The following is a 26539-nucleotide window of genomic DNA, read 5'->3' on the forward strand; positions in this document are numbered from 1 at the left end:
CCCGCCCCGCCGGTCGGGCAGCACGTACACCGACTGCACGTCGCCCGACGCCCGGTCGAAGGCCGCGGGGTGCGGCACCCGGGGCACGACCGCGAGCCAGGCCATGCCGACGACCCGCCCACCCGCGACCGCGACCGCGCACCGATGCGTCGCCGCGTGCGCACGCGCCCAGGCGGCGAACCGGGTCACGAACTCCTCGGAGGGCACCTCGCCGCGACTCTCCACCGTCCACCGCCGGCGCAGCTCGGCCACGGCGTGCAGGTCCTGGTCACGGGCGAGGCGGATCTCCACCTCGTCCACGGGCCCTGAGGTCATCCCGTGGGCACCAAGCCCACGGCGGCGGAACGGCGGAGCTTGCCGGACGGCGTCTTCGGCAGGCTGCCCGGCTTGAGCACGACCACCGAGAACGGCCGCAGCCCGACCGCGTCCACGACCCGCGCGCTGATCTCCTTGCTCAACGCCCGCACCGCGTCCTCCTCGCCGGCCAGCTTCGACTCGACCACCACGGCGAACCGCTCACGGCGCGTGCCCGCGTCCAGCCGCACGGCCACCGCGTTGCCCGCGCGCACGCCCTCCACGGCGGTCGCGGCGCGCTCGATGTCCGTGGGGTAGATGTTGCGCCCACCCATGATGATCACGTCCTTGCGCCGCCCGCAGACGACGACCTGGCCGTCCACCACGTAGCCCTCGTCGCCGGTGTCCAGCCAGCCCTCGGCGTCCTGGGTGTCCCTCGGGCCGTCCACGGTGAGGTAGCCGGGCGTCACGGCCTCGCCGCGCACCCGCAGCTGACCGACCTCGCGCTCGCCGAGCACCTTGCCCTCGTCGTCCGCCACCTGCACCTCCAGCCCCGGCAACGGCGGCCCGAGCAGCGGGAACGCCCGCGCGTTGGGGCTGTCCGGCGGCACGGGCACGGCCCGGTGGCCCGCCTCCAGCTCCTCCGGGTCGACCACGTCGACCGAGAGGCCGGTGAACACCGGCGCGAACGCCACGCCCAGCGTCGTCTCCGCCATGCCGTACGCGCACAGCACGCACTCGGGGCGCAGCCCGAACCGCGCGCCCGCGTCGGTGAACATCTTCACCGCGGCCGGGTCGATGGGCTCGGCGCCGTTGAGCGCGATGCGCAGCTTGGACAGGTCGAACGCGCCGTCGTCCACGCCCTGCATGCGGCGGGCGGCGATGGCGTAGGCGAAGTTCGGGGCCGCGGTGATCGTGCCCTGGTAGCGGCTGATCAGGTCCGGCCACAGGGTGGGCCGGCCGAGGAAGTCGACCGGCGTGACCTTGACCAGGTCGATGCCGAACAGCATCGGCACGGTCAGGAAGCCGACCATCCCCATGTCGTGGAACAGCGGCAGCCAGGAGACCATCCGGTCGGTCTCCGGGTCGAGCTCGGCGGCGATCTCCATGGCCTTGGCGTTGGACCACAGGTTGCCGTGCGTGATGCGGACGGCCTTCGGGTCGGCCGTGGAACCGCTGGTGAGCTGCAGCAGCGCGGGCAGGTCCTCGTCGACGTCGACGGGCGCCGCCAGCGGCTCGCCGTCCAGCTCGGCCAGCCTGCGGTAGGAGACGCCGTGCTCGTCCAGCACGCCCGACAGCGCGTCGAACGGCGCGCCGAGCAGCACCAGCTTCGCGCCGATCATGGTGAGCACGCGCAACGTGTCACCGGCCCACTCGGCGAGGTCGGTGCGCGCCGTCGGCTGGTGCAGCATCGTCGTGCTGCCGCCGGCCAGCCACACCGCCTGCACGGCGGGCGCGATCTCCGCCGGGTCGCCCGCCAGGACGGCGATCGACTCGCCGCGCGCGACCCCGTCCGCCACGAGGGCGCCCGCCATGCGGGTGGCCTGCCGGTGCACCTCCGCCCAGGACCTGCGGACCGGAGCGCTCGGCTCCCCCGTGGTCATGCCCCGCGCCTGTCCTCCGGCGCCCGTAGCGGTTGCCACCATCGTGTCCACGAACCGGCTCATGTCCGTCAGGGTAGAGCGATCTTCCGGCGCATTGAGCCGATAGGGCGAAACATCGGGCGCATCGTCCGGCGATACTCCCCGGTACACCACACGAAGGAGGTAATTGGGTGGCCGGGTTCGACGCTCGTCAGCACATGCCGGCACATCCGGCGCCGCTGTTGGGCGCGCAGGATCTGCGGCAGGTCGCCTTCCACCGCCCCCCGCCCGGTCAGCCTGGGTACGACGAGGGTCAGGTGGACGCCTTCCTGGACCGCATCGAGGCAACGCTGCTCGGCCGGGACGACGTGACCGAGCAGGACGTGCGCGAAGTGCGGTTCAGACCCTCGCGGCCCGGCTACTACGCGGCCGAGGTCGACGCGTTCATGGACCTGGTGGCCGAGACGCTCGGCTCGACGCCGCAGCGGCGCCAGGCCACCGCCCCCGCGCAGGGCGCGCACGCCACGTCGACCGGGATGCGCCCGGCGGCCAGGCTGACGCCGCAGGACGTGCGCGGTGTGCGGTTCCACAAGCCGAGACCGGGGAACCGGGGCTACCACGAGGGCGAGATCGACGCGTTCCTCGACCGGATCGAGAACACCCTGGCGGGTCGCGACCACCTGACCGCCCGGGAAGTGCAGGACTTCGAGTTCAGCCCCGCCCCGCCGGGGCAGGTGGGGTACGACGAGGACGACGTGGACACGTTCCTCGACCTCGTCGTGGTGACCTTGGAGCGGATGCCCGCACCACCTCTCCCCTCTCCCCTCACCTCCCGCTCTTCCCCCTCCCTCGCTCCCCTCACCCTGGCTCCCCCCGCTTCCCCCTCCCCTCTCTCCCCTGTCTCGCCTCCCACCCCTCCCGCGCCTCCGTTGCGGCCTCGTCCCGGCCCCGGCACGCGCCCGTTGACGGCCCGTGACGTCCGCACCGCCGCCTTCGGCAAGCCGCCGCGCGGCCGGCGCGGTTACCAGGAGTCGCAGGTCGACAAGTTCCTCGACCGGATCGAGAACACCCTGCTCGGCCAGGACGACCTGACCGCGCGCGAGGTCCGTGAAGTCCGCTTCAGCCGGCCCATGTTCGGCCGGCGCGGGTACGACGAGACCGAGGTGGACGCGTTCCTGGCGCGGGTGGAGAAGCAGCTGGGCGACGGACCGCCGCGGCCGAGCGCCATCCCGCCGATCACGTCGTGGAAGCAGCTGCGGTCGATCAAGATCCCGGTGGCGGGGCCGGCGCAGCGCGGGTACCGGACGTCCCAGGTCGACCGGGTGCTCGAGGAGGTCGGCATCGCGCTCGACGGCATGCTCGGCGCGTCGTCGGCGGAGGTGGCGACGACGAAGTTCGCCACGGCGTTGATCGCGGGGCAGGGCTACGACTGCGCGTTCGTGGACGAGCTGATGCCGTTGCTGGCCGCCGAACTGCGCCGCCGCGGCCGCTGACCCCGCGAGAGTCCTACGTTCAGCACGCGAGAGTCCTACGCTCACGCACCCTGGATTCAACGCTCAGACCGACCGCCCGGTCTGCCGAGTGTCGAACTCGGGTGCTCTGAACGTAGGACTCTCGCGACGTGAAGGTAGGACTCTCGCCGGTGGGTCAGGATTCGGCGGATTCGGCGGCGGCCAGCCACTGGGCCTCGACGTCCTCGGCCTCGGCCAGGACGGCCTTCAGCTCGGCGTCCAGGGCCAGCAGGCGTTCCGGGTCGGTGGCGGCCTCGGCCAGCGCCGCGTGCAGCTGGGCTTCCTTCTTCTGCAACGTCTCCAACCGGCGTTCCAGGCGGGACAGCTCCTTGCGCGCCGCGCGCTGGTCCGCCGCCGACGACGGCGCGGACGCGGGCTTCGCGCTCGGCACGGCGGCGGTTTCCTTCTGCTTGTCCCGCCGCCGCAGGTACTCCTCGATCCCGCCCGGCAGGTCGGTCAGCCCACCGTCGCCGAACAGCGCCACGACCTTGTCGCACACCCGTTCCACCAGGTAGCGGTCGTGCGAGATCACCACGAGCGTGCCCGGCCACGAGTCGAGCAGGTCCTCGAGCTGCTGCAACGTGTCGATGTCCAGGTCGTTGGTCGGCTCGTCCAGCAGCAGCACGTTCGGCTCGGCCATCAGCAGCCGGCACAGCTGCAACCGCCGCCGCTCACCGCCGGACAGGTCGCCCACCGGCGTCCACTGCTTCTGCGACGAGAACCCGAACCGCTCGGCCAGCTGCGACGCCGACATCTCCTGCTTGCCCAGCACGACCCGCCGCGCGATCTCCTCCACGGCCTCCAGCACGCGCATCGACCCGTCCAGGTCGTGCAGCTCCTGGCTGAGGTGCGCGAGCTTCACCGTCTGCCCCTGGACGCGCTTGCCGCTCTCCAGCTCGCGCTCACCGGCCAACGCCCGCAGCAGCGTCGTCTTGCCCGACCCGTTCACGCCGACGATCCCGACCCGGTCGCCCGGCCCGATCCGCCACGTCAGGTCGCGCACCAGCACCCGGTCGGGCACGGTCAGCGTCGCGTCCTCGAGCTCCAGCACGGTGCGCCCGAGCCGCCGCTTGGCGAACGCGAGCAGCTCCACCGAGTCGCGCGGCGGCGGCACGTCGGAGATCAACGCCTCGGCGGCGTCGATGCGGTAGCGGGGCTTGGACGTGCGGGCGGGCGCGCCGCGGCGCAGCCACGCCAACTCCTTGCGGGCCAGGTTGCGGCGCTTCTCCTCGATCGTGTCGGCCAGTCGGGCGCGTTCGGCGCGGGCGAAGATCCAGTCCGCGTAGCCGCCCTCGTACTGCTCGACCTTCCCGTTGACGACCTCCCAGGTGCGGCTGCACACCGTGTCCAGGAACCACCGGTCGTGCGTCACCACGACGAGTGCCGTGCGACGGGCCAGCAGGTGCTCCGCCAGCCACCGCACGCCCTCGACGTCGAGGTGGTTGGTCGGCTCGTCCAGCACGACCAGGTCGAGGTCCTGCACGAGGGCCGCCGCCAGCGCCACCCGTCGCCGCTCGCCACCGGACATCGTGCCGACCGGCGAGTCCAGCCCGAACCCGGTGATGCCGAGGCCGTCCAGGATCGACCGCACCCGCGCGTCGGAGGCCCACTCGTGCTCGGAGTCGAACCCGAGCGGGTCGATCACGGCGTTGCGCACCGTCGACCCCTCGGCCAGCTCGGTGCGCTGCGTGACCACGGCCATCCGCAGCCCCCGGTTCTGGCTGACCCGGCCCTCGTCCGGCGGGGCGAGCCCGGCCAGCACCTCCAGCAGCGTCGTCTTGCCGCCGCCGTTGAGGCCGACGACCCCGATGCGGTCGCCTTCGCCGACGCCGAGGGACACGCCGTCGAGCAGCGGACGCACGCCGAACGACTTGGAGACGGACTCCAAGTTGACCAAGTTGGCCATGTACCAGCACCTTCATCGAGAACGGGGTGACAACGCAGTACGCCAGCCTAGCTATCGCGCCGGTGACGACAGCCCGAGCCGGCTCGTGGTAAGGGCCACGACCGGCGCCAGGGAGTCCGACGTCACAGCTCAGAGGGCACGTTCGCCGTTCTGCACCGGCTGCCCGAGGAGGACGCGTCCGGCCAGGGCGCGTGCCGGCGAAGAAGGCGGGCGCGCAGGTCAGGCGTGCACTTCGGGCGGGATCGGCCGGGGTGCTTCCTCGGTGCCGATGACGCGCGCGCCGTGCACCGGTCCCTGCGCCACGCGCACCGTCCGGCAGACGCCCGCACCGGCCAGCTCGGCCGCCACCCGCACCGCCGAGTCGCCGTCCGTGCAGAGGAACGCGCAGGTCGGACCCGATCCGGACACCATGCCGGCCAACGCGCCCGCGTTCACGCCCGCGCGCAGCGTGCGGCGCAGGTTGGGGCGCAGCGACACGGCGGCGGCCTGCAGGTCGTTGCCGAGCAGGAGCGCCAGCTGGCGAGGGTCGCCGGAGGACAGGCCTTCGAGCACGGCTTCCGCCTCGCCGACGCGGGGCGGGTCGCCGTCGGCGCGCAGCCGGTCCAGCTCGTCGAACACCTCGGGCGTGGACAGTCCGCGCCGGTCGAACGCCAGCACCCAGTGGAACGTGTGGCGGGACAGCACGGGCACGATCCGGTCGCCGCGGTCCGTGCCGAGGGCCGTGCCGCCGTAGATGGCGAACGGGACGTCCGCGCCGATCTTGCCCGCGAGGCCGGCCAGCTCGTCCCGGCTGATCTCCAGCCGCCACAGCGAGGCCAGCCCGACGAGCGTCGCCGCCGCGTCCGCGCTCCCGCCCGCCATGCCGCCGGCGACCGGGATGGACTTGCGGATGACCACCCGGACCTTCGGGTCGTCGGGGTCGCGGCCGACGTGCTGGGCCAGCACCCGCACCGCCCGCCACGCCAGGTTGGACGCGCCGGTGGGCACCGAGTCGGCGCCTTCGCCGTGCACCTCGACGCCGGGCTCCTCGGCGATGGCGACGGTCACCTCGTCGGTCAGCGACAAGGCCTGGAAGATCGTCACCAGGTCGTGGTACCCGTCCTCGCGGGAGTCGCCCACGGCCAGGTGCAGGTTGACCTTGGCCGGGACGCGGACGGTGACCGGGGGTGGGACGACAGCGAGCACGCCATGAAGCGTACGGGCGTTTCCGGGTTGCCCGCTCCTACCGACCTCTGACCTGCGGCGAAACACCCAACTCCCGCTCACGCACTCGCTTGCCCCACCCAAGGGAAGGGCTTCGTGTCATCCCGCCGACCTGGCGCAGCCCTACCGCGCGTGTCAAGGGGGGCGCTGTCCCAGCTTTGCCTGTCGGCGTTCACTGATGCCGCCCCCCTTGCCACGTGTGGCAGCCCTTGTGGAGGTCGGTGGGATGACACGAAACCCGACGAACAACGGACCCGGAACAGAAGCACCCAACCCCGTCATCCTGCTGATCTGCCCGTCCGGCGAGGACTCTTCTGATCTTCCACCCGCCACGCCCTCACACCTGAGCGTTGAATTCAGGTGTTCCGAACGTAGGACTCTCGCGTCCTGAACGTAGGACTCTCGCGGTTAGACGGCGAGGACGGAACCCGAGAAGGTTTCCTTGATGTAGTCCTTGACCTGCTGCGACTGGAGCAGGGCCAGCAGGTCCTTCACGCGCGGGTCGTCCTTGAGGTCGGTTCGGGTGACCAGGCCGTTCGCGTTCGGGTTGCCGTCGGCCTTCTCCAGCGCCAACGCGTCGGACGCGGGCTTCAGGCCGGCGTCGATGGCGTAGTTGCCGTTCACCACGGACGCGTCGGTGTCGTCCAGCGAACGCGGCAGCTGCGCGGCCTCCAGCTCGACGAACTCCAGCCCGCGCGGGTTCTCCGCGATGTCCCGGATGGTCGCCGTCTTCTCCGCGCCCGGCGTGATCTTGATCAGCCCGTTGTCCTGCAGCAGCTTCAGCCCGCGCGCCTCGTTCGTCGCGTCGTTCGCCACCGCCACCCGAGCGCCGGACGGCAGGTCGGCCAGCGACTTGTGCTTCTTCGAGTACACGCCGAGCGGTTCGAGGTGGACCGGCCCGATCCACTCCAGCGACGCGCCGCTCTCCGCCTTGAACGTGTCCAGGTACGGCACGGTCTGGAAGTAGTTCGCGTCCAGCGACCCGTCCACCAGCGCCGTGTTCGGCTGCACGTAGTCGGTGAACTCCACGACCTCGATCTTCAGGCCCTTCGCCGCGGCCAGGTTGTCCGCCACGTACCGCAGCACCTGGGCGTGCGGCACCGGGCTCACGCCGACCTTCAGCGGCGCGTTCGGGTCCGACGCGGCGCCGGTGTCGCCACTACCGCAGCCCACTGCGGTCAGCAGCACGGCCAGCAGGGCAGCACGAATACGCATTTCATTCCTTAGGTGAGGAGAAGAACGATCAGACGGACGCGGTGCGGCGGCGGTCGACGCCGCGGGCCACGCGGTTGGTGGTGAACTGGATCGCGGTGGCGATGACCGCCAGCACGACGACCGTGCTCCACAGGTAGCGGTCGTTGAACCGCTGGTAGCCCATGCGCACGGCGAGGTCGCCGAGCCCGCCGCCGCCGACCACGCCGGCCATCGCCGAGTAGCCCAGCAGCGCGATCGCGGTCACGCCGATGGCGTTGACCAGCGCGGGCAACGACTCGCGGAGCAGCACGCTGCGCACGATCCGCAGCGTGGACGACCCGGTGGTGACGGCGGCCTCGACCACCGACACGTGCACCTCGGCCAGCACGTTCTGCACCAGCCTGCCGACGAACGGGATCGCGCCCACGGCGAGCGGCACGATGGCCGCCGTCGGCCCGATGGTGCTGCCCAGGAGCAGCCTGGTCAGCGAGGTGAGCACCACCAGCAGGACCAGGAACGGCATGGACCGGCCGAGGTCGACGACGAACCCGAGCACCTTGTGCAGGACCGGCCGGGGCTTCAGCCCACCGGGTGCGGTGAGCTGAAGCCAGATGCCGACGGGCGCGCCGAGCAGAACAGCGATCAGGGTGGAGACGACCACCATGTACAACGTCTCGCCGGTGGCGACCAGCACGTCGTCGAACACGATGGACCAGGGTGTCGCAGACCTCACGCAGCTACTCCCTGCGGACCCGACAGGGTCCGTCGCACGGAGCCGCCCGCTTCCGAGATCCACTCCAGCGCCGAGTCGGCGCGCTCGCCCTTGAGACCGACGCGGAATCGCGCCACCGGGGTCTCGCCGAGCCTGGTCAGGCCGCCGCCGAGCAGGTTCAGCTCCACGCCGAACCGGCTGGTGGCCTCGGGCAGCAGCGCGCCCACGGCGGCGAAGCCGATCAGCACGACGTCCGCGACCCGGTCGAACGAGCTCTCGACCGCCGGGTTCTGGTCCACGCCGGGCAGCAGCGACGCGGCCGTGCGGCTCGCGGCGTCCGACACCAGGTCGAGCACCTTGCCGTGCTCCACCACGCGGCCGTCCTCCAGCACCGCGACGTCGTCGCAGATCTTCCGGACCACGCCCATGTCGTGCGTGACCACGAGCACCGTCACACCGAGTTCGGCGCGCGCCCGGTCCAGCACGGCGAGCACGGAGCCGGTGGTCTCGGGGTCGAGCGCGGACGTCGGCTCGTCGGCCAGCAGCACGGACGGCGACGCGGCGAGCGCCCGCGCGACCGCGATCCGCTGGCGCTGGCCGCCGGAGAGCTGGTCGGGGTACGAGCCCGCCTTGTCGGTCAGGCCGACGAGGTCGAGCAGCTCGGCGACGCGGGTGCGGCGCTGCGGCCCGGCCACGCCCGCCGCCTCCAGCGGCAGCGCGACGTTGCCCGCGGCGGTGCGCTGGCGCAGCAGGGAATCCCCTTGCGGCACAACGCCGATCTGCCGGCGGGCGGCGCGCAGCGCGGTGCCGTCGAGCGAGACGAGGTCGGTGCCGTCGACGCGGATCGCGCCGCTGTCGGGCCGCTCCAGGAGCGCGACGCACCGGGCCAGGGTGGACTTGCCCGCCCCGCTGGGGCCGACGACGCCGAGCACGGTGCCCGCGGCGACGTCCAGGTTCACGCCGTCCAGCGCGCGAACCTGCCCGGTACTCCCGGGGAAGGTCTTGGTGAGGTTCTCGACAGTGATCACGTTTCGCTCCACGACGGCATGCGGCAGCGCACGCTCATGGCGTGCGTGACCGACGGCTCAGCTCAGAAAGGTGTCCTGGATGAAGGACGCGGGGATTCGAGGCGCCTGCGGCTGCTCAGCGGCTGCGACAGGCGGACGACGTGCGGCGGCCGTGGTCGACGACCCGCCGGCGGGTGAGCATTCGCATCCTGGGCACGTGATTCCTCCATCGTTCCTGGCGGAAGCACCTGCCCCCGTGGAGGGGTGGTTGCTGCGGCGTCGTGGAGCCAGGTCTCTCGGCCGCTCGGGATGGCACCACGAGTAGACCTGACGGGACCCGGCTGACGCAAGCCCGAAACTGGATCGTCCGGCAAATCACACTTTCGGCCGAAAGATCAACGACTATCGAGCGGACGCGACCTCGGCTATCCGGATGAAGTCGCCGACGTCCAGTTGTTCGCCGCGCACGGAGGGGTCCACGCCCGCCGCGACGAGCAGCCGCTGCGCCTCGGCGGCCGAGCCCGCCCAGCCCGACAGGGCGCCCCGCAGCATCTTGCGGCGTTGCGCGAAGGCCGCGTCCACCAAGGCGAACAGCCGCTTCGGGTCCACAGTGGACAGCTGTTCGTGCCGGTCGAACGCGACCAGCGCCGAGTCCACGTTCGGCACGGGCCAGAACACCGAGCGCGGCACGGGACCGGCCCGGCGGGCGTCGGCGTACCAGGCGAGCTTCACGCTGGGCACGCCGTAGACCTTGCTGCCGGGACCGGCGGCCATCCGGTCGGCCACCTCCGACTGCACCATCACCAGGCCCGTGCGCAACGACGGCAGCACGGCCAGCAGGTGCAGCACCACGGGCACGGCCACGTTGTACGGCAGGTTCGCCACGAGGGCGGTCGGCTCGACCGGGAGCTGGTCCGGCGTGACGCGCATCGCGTCCGCGTGCACGACGGACAGCCGGTCGGCCAGCCGGGGCGCCCGCTCCGCCACCGTGACCGGCAGGCGGTCGGCGAGCACGCCGTCGATCTCCACGGCCACCAGCGCGCGACAGGAGGGCAGCAACGCCAACGTCAGCGAGCCCAGGCCGGGCCCGACCTCGAGCACCACGTCGTCCGGGCGCAGGTCGGCCGCCGACACGATGCGCCGCACCGTGTTCGGGTCGTGGACGAAGTTCTGCCCGAGCTTCTTAGTGGGGCGGATGTCCAGTTCGGCGGCCAGCCGACGGACGTCGGCCGGACCCAGGAGCTGGCTCCCGGACCCGGCCGTCGTCGAATCCTCAGTCACCCGACCCATTCTCCACCACTGCCGATGGACCACCACGCGAGGTCGCAGGCGACCTCGCCGCGACGCCGGAGGCGGCGCCGTGTTACGGCAAGCCGAGCTTCTGCTGGCAGTGGGGCCACGCCGAGTAGCCGCCGCGCGCGTCGCGGAGCTTGGTGGCGATGGCGATCTGCTGCTCGCGGGTCGCCTGGTGCGGGTACGCGGCGTACTGGGCGCCCCCGTAGGCGTCCCAGGTGCCCTTGTTGAACTGCAGGCCGCCGTAGTAGCCGTTGCCGGTGTTGATGGCCCAGTTGCCGGTCGCCTCGCACTGCGCCAGCGCGTCCCACACCGCGCCGTCGGGCGGGAGCTTGGTGCCGACCTTGACCTTCTTCGGCTTCGGCTCCTTGGTGACCTTCGCGCCCAGCTTCTCGCGGCCGACCTCGGCGCCGTTCTTCACCGTCACGCGGTAGGTGACGATCTGCTCGCCGGCCTCGCCCGGGTCCAGGACCTCTTTCTGGCCCTTCATCATCGTGTCGTCCTTGACCTCCTCGACGGGCGGCTGGATGGCCTCCGTCGCGTTGATCACCGACACACCGGTGCGCGTGATGTGGACCTCGGCGCCGTTGGTGACGCGCAGGTCGATCGCCGTCTCGAGCTTGTCGTCGGGGCCGAGCGACAGGTTCTCGTTCTTCAGCAGCTCCTCGACGGTCACGGCCGTCGTCTGGACCTGCCGGGGCGCGTTGCCGCCGTCGTAGAGCGTGATGGTCTTGAGGCTCTTGACCTCGAGCGAGAGGCCGTCGAGGGGGACGTCCATGTTGCGGTCGTGGGAGAGCCAGGCGCCCTCGTCGTCGACCTGCAACTGGTCCAGGGCCTCGTCCACGGTGACCGAGCGGACCCAGCCCTCGCGCTGCTCGCCGTCGACCGTCATCTTCACCAGCCGGCCGCGGTCCAGCGAGATCTTGCCGCCGTCGCTCACCTTCGCCTGGGGTGACGGGCTCAGCGCGTCGTGCTCGCCGATCACGATGCCCTCGTCGGCGAGGATCTCGCCCACGGTCGACTCGTACGTGCGGACGGTGGTGGCTTCGCCGTCGACGTCGACCGTGACGGACTTGTCCATCGCGATCGCGGTGGCGCCGCCGCCGGAGATGGTGACCAGCACGGTGAGGACCGCGGCCTTCAGGAAGCGCCGCTTCCACTTCCCCGCGGCTTCGACCAGCGCGGCGGGCGGGGCGCTCGGCCGCTCGGCGGCCAGGCTGCCCGCGACCCGGTCCTGGGAGACCTCGTCGGGGATGATGATCGGCGGCAGGAGCGTGGTCTCGGCGTTGATCAGCCGGATCAGCTCGTCGACGTCGACGTTCGCGCTCTCCAGCAGCGCGTCGGCGTCCGGTCCCAGCACGTCCAGCACGTCGTCCGGGGTGATGGTGAACACCGCGGTGTCCCATTCGGACGGCGGCCCGGGTCTGTCCAGGACGTCGACACCGGTCACGGGTGTCGACTGCACGGGCGTAAACCAGTCGGTGTCCTCGTTGAACGAGTTCACGGGGTGCCATACCTCCTGAAGGCGCGAAGTCCGGCGACGCGCACGGTCGATGTCGGTGGTCAGCTGGTGATCTCCGGCAACTCCTGTGCGTGTTCGGCTTCTCGCTTCTGGTGTCAACGTGACCCGCCCCGACTGCGGGTGCGCCCCCGAATCACGACCAGGGGCACGGTCACGGGACCGTAACGGGTTCACGGGGGTTGTGCCAACACCCCGACAACCCTTGTGAGTTCAGTCACTCCGTCAGGGGAGCAAGTCTGTCCGCCATTCGTCGTAAGGAGGACTACGACTTCACCGCGTCACGAAGACCGAAGACACGTTCGGCGTTTCGGGTGATCTTCGTGGCCAACTCACCGAGGTCGGTCTCACGCAGCGTCGCCAGGTCCCGGAGCGTGTAGTTCGCGCAATACGGCTCGTTCGGGCGACCTCGGTACGGGTGGGGCGTGAGGAACGGCGCGTCCGTCTCGACGAGCACGTGGTCCTCCGGCACCCACAGTGCGGCTTCCCGCAACGCGTGGGCGTTGCGGAACGTCGTGGTGCCCGCGAACGAGAGCACGAACCCGCGCTCCACGCACGCGCGCGCGAAGGAGAGGTCGCCGGAGAAGCAGTGGAAGACCACAGTGGACGGCGCGCCCTCGGCGTCGAGCACCGCGAGGATGTCGTCGTGCGCGTCCCGGTCGTGGATCATCAACGGCTTGCCGACCCGTTTGGCCAGGTCGATGTGCCACCGGAAGGCCTCGTGCTGCGCCGCTTTCGGCGCGTAGTCCCAGTAGTAGTCCAGCCCGGTCTCGCCGATCGCGACGACCCTCGGCTGCGCGGCGAGCCGCTCCAGCTCCGCCTGCTCCACCTCGCCGAACGTCGACGTGCGCGTGGGGTGCAGGGCGACGGCGGCGAACACCCGGTCGTCCCACGTGGCGGCTTCGGCGGCCCAGCGCGCGGCGTCGAGGTCGTCGGCCACCGTGATCACGCGGTCCACGCCCGCCCGCACGGCCCGGTCCAGCACCTCGCGCACCTGCTCGGGCGTCTCCGCGCCGCACGCGTCGAGGTGGGTGTGGGCGTCGACCACCGGCGCCGGAAGGGCTTCCGGGACCGGTGGCCGTTCGCCTCGTCGCTTCGTCACTTCGCGATCGGGGCCCACTCGGGGCCGGTCTCACCCAGTTCGGGATCGAGCTTCGCGAACAGCGGCGCGGGCTTGGCCAGCGGCCTGCCCACCTCGATCGGGGTGGACGCCCACGTCGCCTGCTCGGCCGCGTAGTCGCCGGTCAGCACCGGGTACTCGCGGTCGGGCACGTCCAGGTCCGGCACGTCGGTCAGCTGCGGCTGGGCGGCCCACACGCCCGTGCCGCCCAGCGCCTCGTGCACCTTCTGCGCCGAGTGCGGCAGGAACGGCGTCAGCAGGGCGTTGGCGTCCTGCACGACCTGCAACGCGGTGTGCAGCACGGTGTCGCGGCGCTCGGGGTCGTCCTTGAGCTTCCACGGCTCCTGGTCGGACAGGTAGCGGTTGGCCGCGCCGACCACCTTCATCGCCTCGGAGGAGGCCTGCTTGAAGCGGGAGCGGCGCAGGTTCGAGCCCACCACGTCGAACGCCTTGCGGGACAGCTCCAGCAGCTCGTGGTCGGCCTGGGTCGGGCTGGTCGGCTTCGGGATCGCGCCCACGTTCTTGTGCGCCATCGAGATCGACCGGTTGACCAGGTTGCCCCACTCGTTGGCCAGCTCGAAGTTCGTCCGGCGGACGAACTCCTCCCACGTGAAGTCGGTGTCCTGGTTCTCGGGGCCGGCGACGGAGATGAAGTAGCGCAGCGCGTCGGGCCCGAACTGCTTCAGGAAGTCCGTGACGTAGATCACCGTGCCGCGGGAGGTGGAGAACTTCGAGCCGCTCATGGTCAGGAACTCGGAGCTGACGACCTCGGTGGGCAGGTTCAGCGTGCCGAACGCCCCGGGCTCGCCGCCCTTCGCGCCCTGGCCGTTCTGCCCGAGCAGCAGGGAGGGCCAGATCAGCGAGTGGAAGACGATGTTGTCCTTGCCCATGAAGTAGTAGCCCTGGGCGTCGCCGGTCCAGAACTCCTTCCAGGCGTCGTCGTCCCCGCTGCGGCGGGCCCACTCGACGGACGCGCTGAGGTAGCCGATGACGGCGTCGAACCACACGTAGAAGCGCTTCATCGGCTGCTCGCGCCACCCGTCGAGCGGGATCGGGATGCCCCAGTCCAGGTCGCGGGTGATGGCGCGCGGGCGCAGGTCGCCGATGAGGTTCTGGCTGAACTTGAGCACGTTCGGCCGCCACTCGGACCGGGTCTGCAGCCAGCCGCCGAGCGCGTCGATGAACTGCGGCAGGTCGAGGAACAGGTGCTCGGTCTCGACGAACTTCGGCGTCTCGCCGTTGATGCGCGAGCGCGGGTTCTTCAGGTCGACGGGGTCGAGCTGGTTGCCGCAGTTGTCGCACTGGTCGCCGCGGGCGCCGTCGTAGCCGCAGATCGGGCAGGTGCCCTCGATGTAGCGGTCGGGCAGCGTGCGGCCGGTGGAAGGGCTGATCGCGCCCATCTCGGTCTTCGGGATGACGTAGCCGTTGCGCCAGAGGGCGAGGAACAGCTCCTGGACCACCTTGTAGTGGTTGCCGGTGGTCGTCCGGGTGAACAGGTCGTAGGACAGCCCGAGGCCGTGCAGGTCGTTCGCGATCACGCGGTGGTACTTGTCCACGAGGTCGCGGGTGGACATGCCCTCCTTCTCGGCCTGCACCGAGATGGGTGTGCCGTGCTCGTCCGAGCCGGAGACCATCAGCACCCGGTTGCCCGACATGCGCATGTAGCGGGAGAACACGTCGGAGGGGACACCGAAACCGGAGACGTGACCGATGTGGCGGGGGCCGTTGGCGTAGGGCCACGCCACCGCGGTCAGCACGGAGGCACTCATGGGCCAAGCCTACGGAGCCGCTTCCAGCGGGTTTCCGCGGGTTGGGCAGTCCGCGAGGGGCCGTGCGCGGCGGACCGCCCGCCCGTCTCAGCTCTTGCTGATCGCGGCGTCGTACAGGGCCTTCTTGCTCACCCCCGCCGCCTCGGCGACCTCCGCCGCCGCCGTCTTCAGCCGCTCGCCGTCGGCCACGCGCTGCTTCACCTCGGCCACCAGCGCCTCGATCGGCGGGGTCTCGCGGGCCTCGGCGGGCGCCAGCACGACGGTGATCTCGCCGCGCACGCCCTCGGCCGCCCACTCGGCCAGCTCGCCGAGGCCACCCCGCTTGACCTCCTCGTACGTCTTGGTCAGCTCCCGGCACACGGCGGCGCGGCGGTCCGGGCCGAGCACGTGGGCGGCGTCGGCGAGGGTGTCCGCCAGCCGATGGGGTGACTCGAAGAAGACGCACGTCCGGGGCTCGTCGAGCAGGCCCGCGAACCACCGCCGGCGTTCGCCCTGCTTGCGCGGCGGGAAGCCGTCGAAGCAGAAGCGGTCCGACGGCAGGCCCGACACGGCCAGCGCGGTCGTCACCGCGGACGGGCCGGGCAGGCACGTGACCCGGATGTCCTCCTCGACGCACGCGGCCACGAGGCGGTAGCCGGGGTCGGACACGCTCGGCATCCCCGCGTCGGTCACCAGGAGCACCGTCCGGCCGTCCCGCAGCGCCTCCAGCAGGCCGGGCAGCCGGGCCGTCTCGACCTGGTCGTAGAAGCTGACCACCCGCCCGGCCGGCGTGACGTCGAGGGCCGAAGCGAGCGACCGCAGCCGTCTGGTGTCCTCGGCCGCGATCACCTCGGCCGTGCCCAACGCCTCCACCAGGCGCGGCGAAGCGTCCCGGACGTCGCCGAGCGGAGTAGCCGCCAGCACCAAACGGCCTGATCCAGATACAGGTCTCACGTGTCTCACCCTACGATCGTGCGCGTGAGCCTGATCGCACCGCAGTCCGCAGACGACGTGGTCGACGCCGGCGGGGCGCCGCCGACGAGCCCGCCACCGGGCAACGACCGCGAACAGCGGGCCCGCCAGCTCGAACCCGGCGCGATGAGCGACGCCCTCAGGGGCTGGCTCGTCACGCTGACCGTGGCGTTGATCGGCGGTGTGGTGCGGTTCTGGAACCTCGGGTTCCCGACCGACAAGGGCACCCCGGTCTTCGACGAGAAGCACTACGTGCCGCAGGGCGCGCAGGTGCTGCGCAACGGCGGGTACGAGGACAACCCCGGCTACGAGCTGATCGTGCACCCGCCGCTGGGCAAGCAGCTCATCGCGATCGGCGAGTGGCTGTTCGGCTACGACGGCGTCGGCTGGCGGTTCGCGTCGGCCGCCGTGGGCACGTTGACGATCCTGCTGGTGGTGCGGATCGCCCGGCGGATGACGCGGTCGGACCTGATCGCGGCGATCGCGGGCGTGCTGCTGATCGCGGACGGCATGAGCCACGTGCAGTCGCGGATGGGGATGCTGGACGCGTTCCTGACGTTCTTCGTGGTGGTGGCGTTCGCCTGCCTGGTGGTGGACCGGGACCAGGTGCGGTCGCGGCTGGCCGAGGCGGTGCGCGAGGGCTGGGTGACGAACTCGCCGTTCGGCCCGTGGCTGGGTTTCCGCTGGTGGCGGTTCGCGGGCGGGGTCGCGCTCGGCCTGGCGTGCGGCGTGAAGTGGTCCGGTCTGTGGTACATCGCGTTCTTCGGCGTGCTGTCGGTGTTCTGGAGCGCGCTGGCGCGTCGTTCGGCGGGGGTGGCGCGGCCGTGGGTGGGCGCGTTCGCGAAGGACCTGCTGCCGTCGCTGTTCGCACTGCTGGTGATCCCGCTGCTGGCGTACCTGGCCACGTGGTGGGCGTGGTTCGCGTCGGAGACGGCCATCGACCGGCACATCGCGGGCACGAAGATCCCCGAGGACGGCTGGATCCCGGCGCCGCTGCGGGCGCTCTGGTACTACAGCGGCAACGTGCTGGAGTTCCACACCAAGCTGGTGACGTCGGAGACGAACCAGCACCCGTGGGAGTCGAAGCCGTGGACGTGGCCGATGGGCCTGCGGCCGATGCTCTACTACTTCGAGGGCTCGGTGCAGGGCTGCGGCGGACCGAGCTGCGTCGGCGCGATCATGCTGATCGGGACGCCCGCCCTGTGGTGGCTGGCGTTCCCGATGCTGGCGTGGGCGATGTGGCAGTCGATCGCCAAGCTGGACTGGCGGTACGCGGCGGTGCTGGTCGGGTACGGCGCGGGCTTCCTGCCGTGGTTCCTCAACGTCGACCGGCAGATGTACTACTTCTACGCGATGCCGATGGCGCCGTTCCTGGTGCTGGGCATCGCGCTGGCGCTGGGCGAGGTCCTGGGCAGGCGGACCGACGGCAAGGAACGCCGCGGCACCGGCCTGCTCGCGGTGTCGCTGTACGTGGGCCTGGTCGTGGCCAACTTCGTGTGGCTGTGGCCGATCCTCAACGGCATCCCGATCACCCCGGAGGTGTGGGACGCCCAGAAGTGGCTGCCGTCCTGGAACTGATCTCGGGGCCGTCCTGCGAGGACGGCGCGGTGGACACGAGTGCCGGAGGAACGTCGACAGGCGGTGCGAACGCTTCCTCCGGCCGGATCCGCGGCGGTGCGGTAGCCCACGGCTTCAGGTTCTGCACGACGTCTTCGTAGAAACCCGTGACGGCGGCGAGCACGGAATCTATGAACGAATTCCGGCCGGTGCCGCGCTTGCTTCCCAGAGGCACCGAATTGGCGACCCGGAATCCGCGGATGTCCTTCGCCGGGTCCGCCACCAACGCCATCGGGTTGCTTCTCACGGTGCGCAGCAGTTCCGACGCACCCGCGCCGCGGCCGTGCAATGCGAATGCCTCGAGCCGGACGGTGTCCGGGGCGTCCTTCAACTGCCGGACCAACCAGTTGACCCGGGTGGTCGGGCGCCCTTCCCGCGGCCCGTCCAGGTCGACGTGGCACGAGACCCTGCCGGCCCGCAGGTCGGCGGTCACCTGGAGCACGCCCACCGTGCCGGGGATGTGGACACCGGCGGTCAACCTGCCCTCGGCGACGAGCTGACCGACTTGCTTCGCCACCCGCGTCTGCGGCTCGGCCAGCTCCTTGCGGGTCAGCGCCGGGGTCACCTCCGCACCGAGCCTCCGCCCGAGTCGGAGGCACGCGAACCGCACGAGGGCGTCGAAGCGCAGGGCGACCTCGGGTGCGGTCTTGTCGGTCGCCCGCAGCGTCCCGGCCTGGATGGCCTCGCGCAGCGGCACCCACGCGGGCCCCATGTCCTCGAACGCCATCGCACCTGATCGCGGGTGTTCCAGGTACCGGATCAGCTCGCCCAGGATCCACGCCTGATCGGTGTCCGCGACGCCCCGGTGCTCCTTCTGCACCACGGCCTCGCAGAGCACTTCGGTCCACGACCAGTGGTGCAGGGCGACCTTCTTGAGCTTCCGCCGGTCGACCGCCGCCGGGTGTTGGCCGGGCAGCGCGGGGATCTCGTTGGAGATGGTGATCACCGCGTCGAAACCCCGGTCCCGGGCGACGTCGAGGTAGTTCTCGATCTGCTCGACCTGCAACTGGTTGGCGCCGGTCTTCACCTCGACGAGCGCCGTCCACGACCGCTGACCGCGCACCACGCGGATCAGCCCGTCCGGGATCACCTTGCGTCCTTCGAGTTCGAACGGGACCTCGATGAACGTCCGCACGGCAGCGGCGGGCGCGCCCAAGGGCTGCGTCAGCGTCCGCCCGAACTCGCGCACCGCGGACATCACCGCCAGCAATGCGGAAGTCGCCCGTCTTTCCTGTTCATCCGCGCCGTTGATGCCCGAAGTGGGAATCAACCGGGCGGCGTGCCAGCTTTCCTCGGACGACACCATCCACCTCGCTGACTGTTCCGTTCGCACGAATCAACGCGTAGTTCGGCCCGGGGGAAGAGTCCGTTACCGGGGGACACCGCGTTCACCCGTTCGCCGCAGTTGACCGCGACCGCGCGGACGTCAACCCGGCAGCTCGGTGAGCACGGGGTTGCGGATGCTCTCGTAGATCACCGAGCTGCGGAAGCTGATCACCTCGCGCCGTTCGCTCAGGCGGTCGATGAGGAACGCGTGTAGGTGTTCCAGGTCCGGCACGGCGAGGTGGATAAGGAAGTCGTCGTCGCCCGCCACGACGTACATCGCGGTCACCTCCGGCAGGGCGCCGATCGCCGCCTTGAAGTTGGCGATCACCGCACGGCTCATCGGGCGCAGGCGGGCGGCGACGAAGGCCTGGACGGGGCGGTTGAGCGCGCTCAGGTCCACGTCCGCGTGATAGCCCTTGATCACGCCGCGCTCGCGCAGCGCGCGCACGCGTTCCAGGCAGGTCGACGGCGCGACGCCCAGCCGCCGGGCCAGCTCGCGGTTGGTCAGCCGCGCATCCAGTTGCAGATTCGCGATGATCGCCGAATCAAGTTCGTCCATGTCCCGATCATGGCAAACTCTCTCGAACGAAGTTCGGCGGCACTGGATCAGGCCGTTCAGGTGGACAAGTCTGAGCACATTCCACCGAACGAACGGACCGGACGTGCTGCCCACCAAACTCGCGTTGATCCTGCGTGACGACCTGCCGCCCAACCTCGCCGCGAACGCCGCCGTCGTCCTCGGCCTCACCCTCGGCGCCCGCCTGCCCGACCTGCTCGGCGAGGACGCCAAGGATGCCGACGGCACCCTCCACCTCGGCCTCAACACCCACCCCGTGCCGGTGCTGACCACGTCCGCCGACCACCTCAAGGCCCTGCACCGCGCCGACGGCGTGCTGAAGATCGGCTTCACCGAGGTCGCCCGCCGCTCCCGCGCCTACCCCGAGTACCTCGAAGCCCTCGCCCGCACCGAGGACCCGGAGTTCGTCGCCGTCGCCCTCTACGGCCCGCGCGCCGAGGTCACCCGGCTGACCCGCAAGCTCCCGTTGATGGCATGAGGCTCACCGCGATGTACGTGGGCGCGGTGCTCGGTCCCGGTGTGCTGGTGCTGCCCGCCCTGGCCACCGAGGCCGCCGGGCCGGCCTCCCTCCTGGCGTGGGTCGCGCTGCTGGCGCTGAGCGTCCCGGTCGCGGTGTCGTTCGCCCGGTTGGGTGAACAGCACCGGGGCGGCGTGGTCGGGTTCGTGCGCACGGCGTTCGGCGAACGGGCCGCACGGCCGGTCGCGTGGTGGTTCTACCTGGTCGGCGTGCCGTTCGGGGTGCTCGGCGGCGCGCTGGTCGGCGGCCGGTACGTCGCCCACGCGCTCGGCGGCGGCGACCCCGCGGTGATCGCGATCGTGCTGCTGGCCGCGGCGTTCGCCGCCAACTACGCCGGGCTGCGGGTGTCGGCGGGCGCGCAGGTCCTGCTGGTCGGGCTGCTGGCGGTGCTGCTGGCCGTGGCCGTCGCGGGCACCGTGCCGACCGTGTCGCGGGACGACTTCGAGCCCTTCGCGCCGCACGGGTGGCTCGCCGTCGGGCACGCCGCGGTGGTGCTGTTCTTCGCGTTCTCCGGCTGGGAGGCGGCGGGAAACCTGGCCGACGAGTTCGGCGACCCGCGCCGGGCGACCCGGCGGACGCTCGTCGTCGTCGCCGTCCTGTACCTGGGGCTGGCGGTCACGACGGCGGGCACGACGAGCGACGTCCCGCTCGCCGACCTGCTGGAACGCGTGTTCGGGCCGTCCGCCCGGCTGGTCACGGCGGTGGCCGCGACGCTGCTGGCCTTCGGCGCGATCAACACCTACCTGGCGGGCGGCGCACGCCTCGGCGGGCGGCACGGCCTGACCGGCTTGCTGGTGGTGTGCGCGCTGCTCACCGCCGTGACGCTGCGCCTGCACGTCGAGCTGGACACCTTGATGCGCGTCGCGTCGACCACGCTCGCGGCGGTGGCGGGGGGGGGGGGGGGCGCCCCCCCCCCCCCCCGGCGCGGCCCCACCGCCCCGGGAGCCCGCGGCGGCCCCCCGGCGGGGCTGGCGTTCTCGGGCGTGCTGCTGGCCGTGCCGCTGGTGATCGGGGTCGCGGCCCTGGTCAGCGCACGGGTCGGGTCGGCGGTTCCGGCCGGTCGATCATCCTCGTGACCGGGCCTTCCTTGCTCAGCCCCGCCTGCGAGAGCCACGTGCTCAGCTCGTTGCGGATCGCGCCCAGCGCCGGCCGCTTGGCCGGGTCGGCGTCCAGCGCGCTGGTGAGCAGCCGGGCGTGGGCGCTGTGCTGCGGCAGCTTCACGCACGGCTCGCCCTGCGCGGCGGCCATCAGCGACGAGATCGGGTTCTCCCGCGACCCGCGCGGCGGGTGGCCCGTGAGCGCGTAGCTGACCGTGGCGGCCAGCTGCCAGGCGTCCGACGCGGGGCTGGCCGCCTCACCGCGGGCGGTCTCCGGCGCGAGGAAGTCGGGCGTGCCGACCATCATGCCGGTGGCGGTGAGCGTGCTGTCGCCCTTCGACCTGGCGATGCCGAAGTCGATCAGGTGCGCGGTGCCCTGGGTGTCCACGATGACGTTGGACGGCTTCACGTCCCGGTGCAGCACGCCCCGCTCGTGCGCGGCGGCCAGCGCGTCGGCCATGTTCACCCAGAGCCGGGCGGCGAGCGTGTCGGCGAGCAGACCGCTGTCGCGCACGACGTCGGACAGCGGTTGGCCGTCGATGTACTCCATGACGATCGCGAGGCCGTCCGGGTCCTGCACGATGTCGAACACGCGCACGCAGTTCGGGTGCCGCACGGCGGCCAGAGCGCGCGCTTCGCGCAGCATGCGCTGCTCGGTGTCGTTGTCGGGCGCGTGCGCGAGCTTCACCGCGACCGTGCGCGCCAACTGCTCGTCCACCGCCAGCCACACCGTGCCGAACCCGCCGCGGCCGAGCTGGCGGATCCGCCGGAACCGGCCACCCGCCGGGTTCCACACCTTGCCGGAGTCCGGCGTCGGTGTCGGCGCGCTGCTGCCGGCGCCGGCCGGGCCGAACGGCAGCGGGCCGGGCGTGTCGGCCAACGGCGCGGGCTGCTCCGGCTTGGTCGGCCTCGGCGACTCCACGGGCACGTCGGCGACCCGCGTCGGCGGGTAGTGCCGAGCCGGCGGCGTCGGCCGGTAGGGCGGGACCGGCTGGTAGGGCGGGATCTGCGCGGGCTGGTAGGGCGGCGGCTTCTCCACCTTGTACGGCGGCGGCTGGTGCGGCTGGCGCGGCGGCTGCGACGACGACTGCCGCGGCTGCGAGGACGACTGGTGCGGCTGCTGGGACGACGGCGGTGGCGTTCTCGACACCGCGGGTTGCGGGCTCGGGTTCCCGCGATCGCGACCGGGGCGGTTCAGCATGGCGGTAGTCAACCCGAAAACCCGCACGACGAGGGAGCCCAACACCGCGATCGGGAAGAACCCGAGCAGCAGGTGGCCCACCAGCGTGACCGGCAGCGCGGACGTCGACAGCAGCAGGACCAGGAACGGCGGCCAGAACACCCGGCGCGGCCAGTTCGGGCCGAGCCGGAACGCCGAGCCCGCCTGGAGCATCACGAACAGCAGGCAGAGCAGGGCGAGCAGCGCCGTCACACCGGCGAAGATGACGTCCGGCACGCCGGACCGGCCGGTGATCGCCGTGATGATCGGGTCGGTGACGATGAGGTAGTCGTACTGGCTGATCACCATGCACGGCGACCCGTCCAGCGACTCCATGCCGGGCAGCGCGCGGGTGCGCAGGAGCTTGTAGGTGGCCGAGAAGGCCATCCACGGCAGCACCAGCGTGCTCACCACGCCGAGCACCGCGAAGATCGCGCCGGTGAACGGTCCGTAGGAGTTGCCGACCACGCGGCGGACGGTGATCGACAGCAGCGCGGCGATCGTCGGCAGCACGCCGATCAGGGCGCCGAACGCGGTGACGGTCCAGGCCCAGTCGCCGGGGCAGAGGGGCACACCTGACCAGCCGTGCAGCCACGCCAGCAGCGACTCGGCCAGCTCCACGACCCGCACCACCCCTTCTCGTCGCCTCTCAGGGTACGGGTGCGGGCCACACCGACAGCGCCGTCCGGGCAACATCGTGCAGTTCAGCCCGCGTAGCGCCGTCCCGGGCGAGCGACGACATGCCCCGGACGGTGGCGGCGACGAAGACGGCCAGGCGGCGGGCGTCGGTGCCCGCGGGGAGCGCGCCGGTCGCGACGTCCTGCCGGATCTTGGCCTCGACCGCCTGTCTCGCCTGGTCACGCGGACCGGTCAACTCGGGTGCGCTGAGGATCAGGCAGCCCTTGGGCCGGTCGGGGGTCGTGTACTCGATCGCGGCTTCGGTCAGGATCCGCTCGACGGCCTGACGTGCGGTGGGCTCCTCGTCGAGGGCTCGCGCGGTGAACGCGCCGTAGGTCTGCTGGTAGCGCCCGACGGCTTCGGCGAAGAGGGCGCGCTTGTCGCCGAACGCGGCGTAGAGGCTCGGCGGGTTGACGCCGGTGGTCGCGGTGAGGTCGGCGACGGAGGTCGCCTGGTACCCGTCGCGCCAGAAGGCGCGCGTGACCTGGTCCAGCACGTCGTCCCGGTCGAACCCGCGTTTGCGCCCCACCACGGGGTTCATTTTATAGCGTCCGCTACAGTTCTTCTTTTGTAGCGGTCGTTACAGATCGGAGTGCTGGTGAAGACGGCATTGGTGACCGGGGCGAGTCGCGGGATCGGGCGGGCGATCGCGTTGCGGTTGGCGGCGGACGGGATGCGCGTGGTCGTGCACTACGCGCGGGACGACGACGCGGCGCGGGCCGTGGTGGAGGAGGCCGGTGGTGGCGCGTTCGCGGTGCGGGCGTCGTTGCCCTCGGAGCTCGACGCGCTGGTGGCGGCGCTGCCGCCGTTGGACGTGCTGGTGAACAACGCCGGGATCGGGTTGCCGGCGCCGATCGAGGACGTGACGCCCGAGGCGTTCGACGCGGTGTTCGCGGTGAACGTGCGGGCGCCGTTCTTCCTGGTGCAGTGCGTGCTGCCGGTGCTGCGGGACGGTGGGCGGATCGTGAACATCTCGTCCGGGGCGACGCGCATCGCCATGCCGGTGGGCATCGCGTACTCGATGACGAAGGGCGCGCTGGACACGTTCACGCGGACCCTGGCGCAGCACCTGGGGCCGCGCGGGATCACCGTGAACACCGTCGCACCGGGGGTGGTCGACACCGATGCGAACGCGTCCTGGCTGCGCGGGGATCCGGCGGCGGAGGCGGCGATGGCGGCGCGTTCGGCGTTGGGGCGGATCGGTTACGCGGAGGACATAGCCGACGTGGTGTCCTTCGTGGCATCGGAGAAATCGCGGTGGATGACGGGAGCGTGGCTCGATGCGACAGGAGGCGCCCACTTGTGACGTGACCTCGGCCGGTGACCTGACCTCGGCCGGTGACGTGGCCTTGGCGGGAAGGGGTCCGGCTCATCGCGTGCGAGCCGGACCCCGCGCGTGCGCTTGCCGCTAGCTCACACGCGCTCCCACAAGGCGGGCACCGTCGGCGGATCCCAGCCTGGTTGGGACGTGTGCCCCTGCAAGCACCTGTACCCGACGCCGTCGTACGTCACGAGGGAGCCGGTCGTGTACGCGACGCCTGGCTGCCAGGTGGTCTGGCCGGGGTCCGTGGTGGTCGTCGTGGTCGGCGAGGTGGTGCTGGTTGGCGTGCCGCCACTGACGATCAACTGGAGGCCGTAGACCTGGAGGATCTCGTTGACCGGCTGGAAGTAGATCGTCCCGCCGGACGTGCAGTTCCCGGAGCCACCGGAGGTGACGCCCTGCGCCTGGTCACCGGTCAGCCACGAGCCGCCGGAGTCGCCGGGTTCGGCGCAGGCGTTGGTGCGGGTGAGGCCGGTGATCGTGCCTTCGGGGTAGGTCACGGAGGTGTTCTTCTGCTGGATGGTGCCGCAGCGCCAGCCCGTGGTGGAGCCGGAGCGGCAGACTGAGGCGCCCACCGGCGCCTCGGTGGAACCGGCGACCGGCACCGTGCCGGGGTAGCGGTTGACCAGGGGGCGGCCGGTGTTGCCGGCGGCCGTGCGGACCCAGGCGTAGTCGTTGCCGGGAAAGCTGGAGCCGGCGAACGTGCCACTGGGCTGGGTCGTCGTCGCGCCCGTGCGGCCGCAGTGGCCGGCGGTGACGAAACCACCGTTGACCGCGAACCCGACCGAACAGCGTGAGCCGCTGCCGATGTAGTAGGCGTTGCCGCCGATCACGTCGATCAGCGGGCGTGGCTCCTCAGTGGAGGGTTCGATCCGGACGTCGGCGTCGGCCAGGCCGCCGGCGTGCGCGAACGCTTTCGCGGCCGCGGTGTCGCGGGCGAGGACGACCACGGTGTTCGTGGGGACGTCGACGTACCAGCCGGGCACGGACCGGGGTGCGCTCCGCGCGTTCCGGTCGAGCTTGCCCTTGAGTGCGTCGAGCTGGGCCAGTGACCTCGGCACCACCGTCGCCCGCGCGCCCTCGGCTTCGACAGTCTGGATCTGCGACGCGGCCGTGACGCCGACGACGAGTTGGGTGGCGTCGGCGTTGAGCCAGGCACCGGCGAACCCCGGACCGAGCCGCGCCTTGAGCGTCCTCTCGGTCCGTGCGGCGACCGCTTCGCGCTCGATGCGGGCGCGGGCCTGGTCGGGGGTGAGGTGGAGGTCGCGCGCCATGGCCGCGACCATGCCTCCGTCGACCGCGAGCTGTGGCGGTGGTGGACCAGCGTTCGCGGTGGTGGCCAGCGCAGCTGCCAATCCGGCAGCGCTCAAAACCGCCACGGCGACCGCGGCGACGCTACGTCGAGTCATCCGCTGTCTCCTTGCAGGGGTGGTGACACGGGATGCGGGGCCGTTGCCCCGACGCTAGCCAGCCAAAACCCCCACCGGATATGCCAGTCAAGTCATAACACCACGTTATGGTCCAGTCCACTCCCGATCTTCCCCCACCCATTTCCGCACCTCAACCCCCACCCGCCACCCACCCACACCCCACAACTCACCGACTTCACCCCACCCACCGCACGAAGACCCGCCCCACCGGCACACCATCCCGGCGGTGCCCGCAAACGTTTGCCATCCAAGGCGAACAACGCCCACACCAACGCGCACCGCCGACCCTCAATGGGCGCAATCAACGGCCGCAGACACGGCAGCCGCAAGCGCATGCGGCCAGCGCCGGAGTTCGGCGATCATGCGACAGTCGGCCAAGGGTGCGGCGGGACCAGCGGCGGGACCGCAGGCGCGACGCGAAGGCCGCGAGCGGCGCGGTGGCGAGCGGCGGGAGCGGCAACAGGCGGCGCGGCGAGCACGCGACATGACAGCGGGGGCGGGCCGCAGGAGGTGGCGCGGCGGACCCCAGCTCGAGCGAGCGGCGCGGCGGCGGGAATCGCGCACCGGATGGCAGGGCGGCTGGATCCGCGGCTCGGGTCAGGCCGGTGGCTGGCTGCCGCCCGGCCGGCCGGGCGGGTCGGCCGGGCCGGGCGGGTCGGCCGGGCCGGGCGGGGCGGGCGGGCCGGGCGGGGCGG

21 protein-coding genes, 1 pseudogene and 1 riboswitch are annotated in these 26539 nt (G+C 71.7%); of the genes and pseudogenes, 5 read left to right on the plus strand and 17 right to left on the minus strand.

Going from position 1 to position 26539, the window contains the following annotated elements:
* Positions 1 to 9 precede the first annotated feature (9 nt).
* A pseudogene (locus LNK82_RS48265) lies at positions 10 to 315 on the minus strand (GNAT family N-acetyltransferase); the annotation flags it as partial.
* Positions 312 to 1961 carry a fatty acyl-AMP ligase gene (locus LNK82_RS14220; protein WP_230567427.1) on the minus strand — a complete coding sequence of 550 codons (1650 nt, stop codon included), beginning with the start codon at positions 1959 to 1961 and terminating at the stop codon, positions 312 to 314. The gene LNK82_RS14220 and the pseudogene LNK82_RS48265, both read right to left, overlap by 4 nt.
* Positions 1962 to 2068: 107 nt before the next feature.
* Between LNK82_RS14220 and LNK82_RS48270 the strand changes: the two genes are divergently transcribed.
* Entirely contained in the window at positions 2069 to 3370 is a 1302-nt protein-coding gene (locus LNK82_RS48270) for a DivIVA domain-containing protein (protein WP_372470486.1), read from the plus strand.
* Between the two features lie 154 nt (positions 3371 to 3524).
* Here LNK82_RS48270 and LNK82_RS14250 read toward each other — a convergent pair whose 3' ends face one another.
* The 10 genes from LNK82_RS14250 to rsmI all read right to left on the minus strand — a co-directional run bounded on the left by LNK82_RS14250 (position 3525) and on the right by rsmI (position 16044).
* Entirely contained in the window at positions 3525 to 5294 is a 1770-nt protein-coding gene (locus LNK82_RS14250) for an ABC-F family ATP-binding cassette domain-containing protein (protein WP_230567428.1), read from the minus strand.
* A gap of 219 nt (positions 5295 to 5513) precedes the next feature.
* Positions 5514 to 6479 (minus strand): 4-(cytidine 5'-diphospho)-2-C-methyl-D-erythritol kinase, encoded by a 966-nt coding sequence (locus LNK82_RS14255; RefSeq protein ID WP_230567429.1) that lies wholly within the window; start codon positions 6477 to 6479, stop codon positions 5514 to 5516.
* Between the two features lie 426 nt (positions 6480 to 6905).
* Positions 6906 to 7712 carry a MetQ/NlpA family ABC transporter substrate-binding protein gene (locus LNK82_RS14260; RefSeq protein ID WP_230567430.1) on the minus strand — a complete coding sequence of 269 codons (807 nt, stop codon included), beginning with the start codon at positions 7710 to 7712 and terminating at the stop codon, positions 6906 to 6908.
* Positions 7713 to 7740: 28 nt separating this feature from the next.
* Positions 7741 to 8424, minus strand: a complete 684-nt coding sequence (locus LNK82_RS14265; protein WP_230567431.1) for a methionine ABC transporter permease — start codon at positions 8422 to 8424, stop codon at positions 7741 to 7743.
* On the minus strand, positions 8421 to 9431 hold the full coding sequence (locus LNK82_RS14270; RefSeq protein ID WP_230567432.1) for a methionine ABC transporter ATP-binding protein: 1011 nt from the start codon (positions 9429 to 9431) through the stop codon (positions 8421 to 8423). The genes LNK82_RS14265 and LNK82_RS14270 overlap by 4 nt, the downstream gene beginning before the upstream one ends.
* Positions 9432 to 9633: 202 nt before the next feature.
* Positions 9634 to 9726, minus strand: a riboswitch (SAM riboswitch).
* Positions 9727 to 9812: 86 nt separating this feature from the next.
* Entirely contained in the window at positions 9813 to 10691 is an 879-nt protein-coding gene (rsmA, locus tag LNK82_RS14275) for a 16S rRNA (adenine(1518)-N(6)/adenine(1519)-N(6))-dimethyltransferase RsmA (RefSeq protein ID WP_230567433.1), read from the minus strand.
* Between the two features lie 82 nt (positions 10692 to 10773).
* On the minus strand, positions 10774 to 12207 hold the full coding sequence (locus tag LNK82_RS14280) for a resuscitation-promoting factor (RefSeq protein ID WP_230567434.1): 1434 nt from the start codon (positions 12205 to 12207) through the stop codon (positions 10774 to 10776).
* 280 nt (positions 12208 to 12487) lie between these two features.
* Positions 12488 to 13324: a TatD family hydrolase gene (locus LNK82_RS14285; protein WP_230567435.1), complete on the minus strand. Its 837-nt coding sequence runs from the start codon at positions 13322 to 13324 to the stop codon at positions 12488 to 12490.
* Positions 13321 to 15111: a methionine--tRNA ligase gene (gene metG / locus LNK82_RS14290; RefSeq protein WP_230567436.1), complete on the minus strand. Its 1791-nt coding sequence runs from the start codon at positions 15109 to 15111 to the stop codon at positions 13321 to 13323. Before metG ends, LNK82_RS14285 begins: the two co-directional genes overlap by 4 nt.
* 87 nt (positions 15112 to 15198) lie before the next feature.
* Positions 15199 to 16044, minus strand: coding sequence for a 16S rRNA (cytidine(1402)-2'-O)-methyltransferase (gene rsmI, locus LNK82_RS14295; protein ID WP_230567437.1), 846 nt, complete (start codon positions 16042 to 16044; stop codon positions 15199 to 15201).
* Between the two features lie 24 nt (positions 16045 to 16068).
* Here rsmI and LNK82_RS14300 point away from each other — a divergent pair, with 24 nt between their 5' ends.
* Complete coding sequence (locus LNK82_RS14300) at positions 16069 to 17640, plus strand: dolichyl-phosphate-mannose--protein mannosyltransferase (protein ID WP_372470487.1); 1572 nt, start codon at positions 16069 to 16071, stop codon at positions 17638 to 17640.
* Here the strand turns inward: LNK82_RS14300 and LNK82_RS14305 are convergent.
* Both LNK82_RS14305 and LNK82_RS14310 read right to left on the minus strand, forming a co-directional pair.
* Complete coding sequence (locus tag LNK82_RS14305) at positions 17591 to 18982, minus strand: hypothetical protein (RefSeq protein ID WP_230567438.1); 1392 nt, start codon at positions 18980 to 18982, stop codon at positions 17591 to 17593. The genes LNK82_RS14300 and LNK82_RS14305 overlap by 50 nt on opposite strands.
* Before the next feature lie 123 nt (positions 18983 to 19105).
* The gene (locus LNK82_RS14310; RefSeq protein WP_230567439.1) at positions 19106 to 19564 is read right to left on the minus strand and encodes an Lrp/AsnC family transcriptional regulator; all 459 of its coding nucleotides are present in this window, start codon (positions 19562 to 19564) and stop codon (positions 19106 to 19108) included.
* A gap of 103 nt (positions 19565 to 19667) precedes the next feature.
* Between LNK82_RS14310 and LNK82_RS14315 the strand changes: the two genes are divergently transcribed.
* Together LNK82_RS14315 and LNK82_RS14320 are read left to right on the plus strand one after the other, a co-directional pair.
* Positions 19668 to 20060, plus strand: coding sequence for a DUF2000 domain-containing protein (locus LNK82_RS14315; protein ID WP_230567440.1), 393 nt, complete (start codon positions 19668 to 19670; stop codon positions 20058 to 20060).
* Positions 20057 to 21175 carry an APC family permease gene (locus tag LNK82_RS14320; protein WP_230567441.1) on the plus strand — a complete coding sequence of 373 codons (1119 nt, stop codon included), beginning with the start codon at positions 20057 to 20059 and terminating at the stop codon, positions 21173 to 21175. Before LNK82_RS14315 ends, LNK82_RS14320 begins: the two co-directional genes overlap by 4 nt.
* Here LNK82_RS14320 and LNK82_RS14325 read toward each other — a convergent pair.
* Positions 21126 to 23045, minus strand: a complete 1920-nt coding sequence (locus tag LNK82_RS14325) for a serine/threonine-protein kinase (protein ID WP_308257209.1) — start codon at positions 23043 to 23045, stop codon at positions 21126 to 21128. The genes LNK82_RS14320 and LNK82_RS14325 overlap by 50 nt on opposite strands.
* A 19-nt stretch (positions 23046 to 23064) precedes the next feature.
* Positions 23065 to 23634: a TetR/AcrR family transcriptional regulator gene (locus tag LNK82_RS14330; protein WP_230567443.1), complete on the minus strand. Its 570-nt coding sequence runs from the start codon at positions 23632 to 23634 to the stop codon at positions 23065 to 23067.
* 57 nt (positions 23635 to 23691) lie between these two features.
* Here LNK82_RS14330 and LNK82_RS14335 point away from each other — a divergent pair, with 57 nt between their 5' ends.
* The gene (locus LNK82_RS14335) at positions 23692 to 24399 is read left to right on the plus strand and encodes an SDR family NAD(P)-dependent oxidoreductase (protein ID WP_308257210.1); all 708 of its coding nucleotides are present in this window, start codon (positions 23692 to 23694) and stop codon (positions 24397 to 24399) included.
* A gap of 107 nt (positions 24400 to 24506) precedes the next feature.
* Here LNK82_RS14335 and LNK82_RS14340 read toward each other — a convergent pair whose 3' ends face one another.
* Positions 24507 to 25688: an alpha-lytic protease prodomain-containing protein gene (locus tag LNK82_RS14340; protein ID WP_443706256.1), complete on the minus strand. Its 1182-nt coding sequence runs from the start codon at positions 25686 to 25688 to the stop codon at positions 24507 to 24509.
* Positions 25689 to 26539 lie beyond the last annotated feature (851 nt).

The sequence above is a fragment of the Saccharothrix luteola genome (assembly GCF_020859565.1).
Lineage (GTDB): Bacteria > Actinomycetota > Actinomycetes > Mycobacteriales > Pseudonocardiaceae > Actinosynnema > Actinosynnema luteola.